The organism is Candidatus Desulfolinea nitratireducens (assembly GCF_982879505.1).
The window spans coordinates 1-5,461 of record NZ_CEYOSI010000230.1; the positions used below are offsets into that span (position 1 = coordinate 1).

At 42.4% G+C, this 5,461-nt stretch carries 7 protein-coding genes; 2 read left to right on the forward strand and 5 right to left on the reverse strand.

From position 1 onward, the window contains the following. Window positions 1-304: 304 nt before the first annotated feature. Together AC3DOM_RS15235 and AC3DOM_RS15240 are read left to right on the forward strand one after the other, a co-directional pair. Entirely contained in the window at window positions 305-586 is a 282-nt protein-coding gene (locus AC3DOM_RS15235; RefSeq protein WP_487919898.1) for a type II toxin-antitoxin system RelE/ParE family toxin, read from the forward strand. 87 nt (window positions 587-673) lie between these two features. After that, the gene (locus tag AC3DOM_RS15240) at window positions 674-961 is read left to right on the forward strand and encodes a HigA family addiction module antitoxin (RefSeq protein ID WP_487919904.1); all 288 of its coding nucleotides are present in this window, start codon (window positions 674-676) and stop codon (window positions 959-961) included. 389 nt (window positions 962-1,350) lie between these two features. Here AC3DOM_RS15240 and AC3DOM_RS15245 read toward each other — a convergent pair whose 3' ends face one another. From AC3DOM_RS15245 to AC3DOM_RS15265, 5 genes are all read right to left on the reverse strand, one after another. Next, complete coding sequence (locus AC3DOM_RS15245; protein ID WP_487919899.1) at window positions 1,351-1,896, reverse strand: metallophosphoesterase; 546 nt, start codon at window positions 1,894-1,896, stop codon at window positions 1,351-1,353. A 9-nt stretch (window positions 1,897-1,905) separates the two neighbouring features. Beyond that, window positions 1,906-3,084 carry a Fic family protein gene (locus AC3DOM_RS15250; RefSeq protein ID WP_487919900.1) on the reverse strand — a complete coding sequence of 393 codons (1,179 nt, stop codon included), beginning with the start codon at window positions 3,082-3,084 and terminating at the stop codon, window positions 1,906-1,908. Window positions 3,085-4,465: 1,381 nt separating this feature from the next. Then, on the reverse strand, window positions 4,466-4,756 hold the full coding sequence (locus tag AC3DOM_RS15255; RefSeq protein WP_487919901.1) for a helix-turn-helix domain-containing protein: 291 nt from the start codon (window positions 4,754-4,756) through the stop codon (window positions 4,466-4,468). A 1-nt stretch (window position 4,757) separates the two neighbouring features. Next, window positions 4,758-5,084: a type II toxin-antitoxin system RelE/ParE family toxin gene (locus AC3DOM_RS15260; RefSeq protein ID WP_487919902.1), complete on the reverse strand. Its 327-nt coding sequence runs from the start codon at window positions 5,082-5,084 to the stop codon at window positions 4,758-4,760. A 141-nt stretch (window positions 5,085-5,225) separates the two neighbouring features. Next, window positions 5,226-5,461, reverse strand: a 236-nt coding sequence (locus tag AC3DOM_RS15265; RefSeq protein WP_487919903.1) for a hypothetical protein, incomplete at its 5' end; no start/stop codon positions are given.

The window sequence follows — 5,461 nt, forward strand, 5'->3', positions numbered from 1 at the left end:
GACTCCTTTCAAAGTGCCCGCCGTGCTATAATTCGCATCAGCTTTCGTCGTGGCTGGTCCCACGGCGGGGGTCAGACCCGCTTGTGTGTTAGCGCACACTTGCGGGTTGTTTTTTTATTGTTTTCTCCCTGTAATTATACCAGAAAACAGAACAAATAAGCTAAGAATAACTCATGTAAATAGAAATTTATTATTCCATTTCATCTAACATTTTGTGCTTTTTGAATGTTGCTCTGTAATAATAATTACACATCTTTTTTTACTATCGCTTGACGATAATACCGCATCGTGATACTATTTTGACATGATAACATCTTTTGTGTCCACCGAAACAGAAAAGATATTTCACGGTCAAGTTTCAACGAAACTGCCAAGGGACATTCAACGAACCGCCCGCAGAAAGCTGCTTTATCTGGATAACGCAATTGACTTACAGGATTTGTTATCCCCACCTGGTAACAGACTTGAAAAACTAAAAGGTGATAGAGAAGGACAACATAGCATTCGCATTAATAATCAATGGAGAATTTGCTTTGTTTGGACAGGTGATAGTGCAAGAGATGTCGAAATTGTTGACTACCACTAACAGGCATTTGCTTGAGGTGGATTTACCGGAAGTAAAGCCACTTTAAAAACAAAAATTCGTGGCAGTATGGAGGCACAAATGGATACGATGTTATCCCCAATTCACCCCGGCGAAGTGTTGCTGGAAGATTTTATTAAACCACTTGGATTGAGCCAGTATCGTTTAGCAAAAGATCTTGGAGTTACGCCAATCCGTATTAGTGAGATTATTAAAGGCAAGCGTTCGATTACAGTAGATACTGCCATGCGCTTGGCGCGTTATTTTGGAACCAGCGCCGAAGTTTGGCTTAGGTTGCAAACGCGCTATGACCTGGAAGCTGCCACAGACAGGGCTGCTCTCATTGAAAAAGAAGTACCTGTTTCGGAACATGCCTAGCTTTTAACTGTCTTTTCGGATCAGCGACTTATGAAAATGACGATGGGATGCCATCGCCATTTTCGTTAATACCAAAGGCTAAATCAACTCAGCCGCTTCTATCACACCTTGCCTTTGTACAGCATCGTACTTTCTCATTGTTGATTCGCTATTCCCTATCTAAGCAGCGGCCGTGCGATCATCGCTCACTTTCTTGTGCCAAAGCCGAAGTGCAGTATGTCGGAGAATATGCGGGGAAAGCCCAAATTAACTTATGTAAATCTACCTATATATATTAGCTCAGTAAAAGAAGAAAACTCTTCAAAAATTTGTGAATAACCTTCTTCTTTTATTTTACGTTTAGAAATTAGCCTTATGCTACCCGAAGATGATCTTTTCGTTTATTACAATCACTTTTCTGCCTTGCCTATTTCATCAGAAATTTGCTCTAAGGACACAGGAAAATAATTCCAACAATCTATACCAACATCTCGGCTATTAGGATATGATGGAAGACCACAGTGTGAATGCCCATAAAGATGCCAACTTCCATAATGAGAGCGATCCCAAACTCGCATTGCATAATGACATAATACAATCAATTGAGGCTGCTCAACGCCAGAGATATTTAACTTGATGGTTGCCAACGGAGGCAAAATAACAATAGGATGCCCAGATTTGGAGAGATATTCTCCTTTTGATGCCCATTTTTTATCATGTCCGCCTGGAACAATTGAGATTTTTCCATTGAGACGAGCAAAATAATTGGTAGCTTGTTCTTGTCCGCCAAGCGTAAAATCGCCTAAGTGATAAAGAATATCATTTGGTTGAATAACTTGATTCCAGTTTGCTATCAAACCCTCATCCATCTCAGAGAGAGTAGTGAAAGGGCGATCGCAGTACTGGATGATATTGGCATGTCCAAAATGTGTGTCTGATGTAAACCAAATGCTCATTATTTTCAACTAAAACGCGTTATTTGGCGCATCGATTGGCTCAAGAATTGCTCGTAAAATTCCATCTGCTTGATAAATACGATTACGGGCTTGCCCTGTTACTTCCTGCAATATGTCATATTTTTCTAGCTTCGCTACCAAACGTTGAGCTGAGAGATAATTGCTCAGATTTAGCCCAGCTTCTAATTGGCGAACAGATAAAACGGGTTGATCCATAATAAAGTCAATAGCCTGCATCAAACGCTCAGAAGTACGCTCTTTTTCTAATTGCTGACTATAGCTTTCGCGCAAATTTACCAACTCTTTAACTCGCGCTTTCGCTTCAAGTGATTGCTCTCGTATTCCTGTCAAAAAAAAACTTAACCAAGCCTCCCAGTCTCCCTTTTGACTGACAGCCAGCAGATATTTGTAGTACTCACTACGATGCGCTTCTATAAAAACGCTCAAATGCAGAAAAGGCTGAGGAAGCAAATCCCAAGCACAAAGCAAGAGCGAAATAAGCAAGCGTCCCACGCGCCCGTTTCCATCCAAAAATGGATGAATGGCTTCGAACTGTACATGGATCATCCCCAAACGAATCAGTAAAGGCAAATCAGAAGGTGCATGAATAAAATCTTCCAATTCATGCAGGCAAGTGTGCATCTCTTCAACAGGAGGTGGCACATATCTGGCTGTTTCTATAGTTGAGCCGGACGCACCAATCCAGTTTTGATTACGCCGAAACTCTCCAGGCGTCCAAATATCGCCACGCACGCCGCGCATCAACTTCTCGTGTAGCTCCCGAATAAAACGTAAACTGACAGGTAGCGTCTCCAGACGCTCCAATCCATATTCCATCGCCTGCACATAATTCTGGACTTCCTGTGCATCGGTATCTGCTTCAAGAAAAGATAAATGCCCCGCTTCATAGGAGTACAATTCCCTCAACGATGTGCGCGTACCTTCGATGCGTGAAGAGATTACTGCCTCTTGACGCACAAATGGTTTTACTGAAATCCTAGTGGGCGAAAATGATTGCCCAACTTCGGCCAATTGCGCTAAGGCGCGTTCAGCTTCAGATAACAAGGTCACCAATTTCGGAGACCATTGAACTTCTGGATGCAGGGGGGCAGGAATAAACGCCCAATACCCACTATCTGTTTGGATAAGGCGCCCCGATGCTGATTTAGAAAACTCACTTGGATTCATAGATACACCTGTAAATAACGATGGATATATTTACATTTTATCTACAAAGTGTAAATAACGCAAGCTCTTATTTACACTTTGACGAATTATTAATCCGCTTAGAGAATTGTAGCTGCTGCATAACAGATTTGATGAGTGCTTGCTCTTCATCGTCTAATTCACAAAGCTGACACTCTTTTACACGCGCGCCTGTATTAACATAATCCCACTTTGAACACCGAACTACTCATCCCAATCCCCATATATCAATTCCGCCACCTTCTCACTAATTTTAGAATAAGCATTCAGCAACGTTTCCATAATCCCTGAATTTAGCACAAAACTAACATTTCCCAACAACCTAACCAGATGGGGATTTCTAGCTTTAACAAATTTTGGGGTCTTTTCTTTTTCGTGTCCAGTTTTATGGGAGCAGTTCAAAACGCTGGTCTTTTCTTTACTCTCACCAATGGCTCTGCGTACATTATCCAGAGAAATGCGGCGGGAACTAAGCAAAAGGACAAATCAGCACCCGCTTATCCCGTGGCGCAAAGGGATTTCTTCATTTGAGATGACTATTTTGAATGCAGGGATTCGCTTTGATCTTGAATTGCCTGTAGCCTGGAAAGGAAATACGAAAGAAGAAGTATATAGCGAAAAGCTTTGGGTTTATATACTGCCATAGTAAATATCTCTGGAGTCAAAAATCCAGATTTAGAGGATGAGAATTTGTCTGCTTGGCATTTTTCCTCAATCCTTATTGAATCACCCCAAATACCAACCTGCCGCCCTTAGTTCCTTGTGCACTGTAGACCGTCGGGTTAGCTATTGACTTTCACAAAAATTAGTTAAGTTCCTGATAAGACCCGAAAGGTTTCCAAAGTAGTCTCGTTGGAAAAGATTCTGTCATGCAAAATCCCCTTTTGATACACGGATTCGTGAGAAAACCTTTCGGGTCTGGCGCTGGAATATAGTTTTCAGACGCTCTCTTAACCAATTTACGCGAATGTCAATAATGATAAAGATAAACGCTCTAAGCCTTCTTTCGTTTCTTCGGGCTCATAACCCGGAGGTTGTAGGTTCGAGTCCTGCCCCCGTTACCAAAAAGCACCTGTAAAAAGTGCTTTTTTCGCTTTTAGCCCCCTTGCACAGGACTGGAGCTTGCGACCTTTTGCTCAGAGGTTCTAATTTTTGATTTGCTCATTCTTGGAAATTGATAGATTAGTCTCATATATAGCTTATGTAAATAGGACTTTACTTCAGCAAAAAGAGTACAGATTTGTATCCTCTTTACTCATATTGCCTTATTTGTGCATGCATAAAAAAACATCCCCGGCGATAAACCGCCGTTATTTCGCCGTTAAACAAAAAAAGGCCTGCTTTTTAGCAGGCCTTTTTGTTATCAAGATATAGCCTTAGGAATGACCTTTATTTCTATCTTGGCATCTAAAGCATCAGCAATTTTTTCCAAGAAAGAAAGGCTTGGTAAACTTCGCCCGCTTTCCAAACGCGCAATCGAAGGTTGGCGTGTACCTACCTTCTCGGCCAGTTCTTCCTGAGTCAGTCCTTGCAAGATGCGCAAACGCGTAATCTGATAGCCTGTCTCGAGTTCAAGGCTTTCAGCAACAAAGTCAGGGTCCTGATTTTGCTTTTCTTGCCAATCCTGGAATGTGGTCTTAGAAATTGGAACCATCTTACTCCTCCATAAATTTTTGCATATATCGTAATGCTGTTGCTATCTCTTTCGCGGGAGCGTTCTGGCTACGCTTTCGATAACCATGCAGCAGAATGATCTGGTCATCAATATAAATGAAATAGAATAGGCGGTTTGCTCCCGGACGCAGTTCCCAGAGTTTTCCTTGAATATGTCGGGCGTGGGGCATCTTCAGCTTCACACCAAATTCTTCAAGCAGTCTCAGGGCATTATTGACCTTCGCTCGATCCTTCGCGCTCAGGCTGTTCATGAAGTCTAAAACAGGGCTTTTCCTGCGACGATCTTCATAAAAAAGAATCTTCCACATCGGGTTTCTTTCTCCTTTATTATAACAAAATTGTTATAATAGTCAACTTAATAAATAGAACATACGTTCTGTATTTTATCAGGCATTTTCTTTATTTGGAAAGCGGGGGCATCTGGGAAAGACGTCCCCGCTTTTTCTTCGTTACATCCTCACCTCTACAGGCATTGCCACCGTCAATACTCGTATTGCCTGATTCAACTTCGCCTGCCAGATGGCAAAGTGTGGCTCGGCAGGCAACTCTTCCAGCACCGCTTGCAAGGTCTCCACGGATAACTCTGCCAGCATCTCGTCCATTGTTGCGGGTCTGGGCTGCTCAATCACCTGCAAGCCAGCTAGAGCATCTTGCCCTCGCCCTGCGGAACGATATTCCTGTATCA

Bases quoted from the DNA above. Each gene is read 5' to 3' on its own strand.
- AC3DOM_RS15255 (WP_487919901.1), bottom strand. From the start codon at position 4,756: ATGGTTCCAATTTCTAAGACCACATTCCAGGATTGGCAAGAAAAGCAA.
- AC3DOM_RS15245 (WP_487919899.1), bottom strand. From the start codon at position 1,896: ATGAGCATTTGGTTTACATCAGACACACATTTTGGACATGCCAATATC.
- AC3DOM_RS15250 (WP_487919900.1), bottom strand. From the start codon at position 3,084: ATGAATCCAAGTGAGTTTTCTAAATCAGCATCGGGGCGCCTTATCCAA.
- AC3DOM_RS15240 (WP_487919904.1), top strand. From the start codon at position 674: ATGTTATCCCCAATTCACCCCGGCGAAGTGTTGCTGGAAGATTTTATT.
- AC3DOM_RS15235 (WP_487919898.1), top strand. From the start codon at position 305: ATGATAACATCTTTTGTGTCCACCGAAACAGAAAAGATATTTCACGGT.
- AC3DOM_RS15260 (WP_487919902.1), bottom strand. From the start codon at position 5,084: ATGTGGAAGATTCTTTTTTATGAAGATCGTCGCAGGAAAAGCCCTGTT.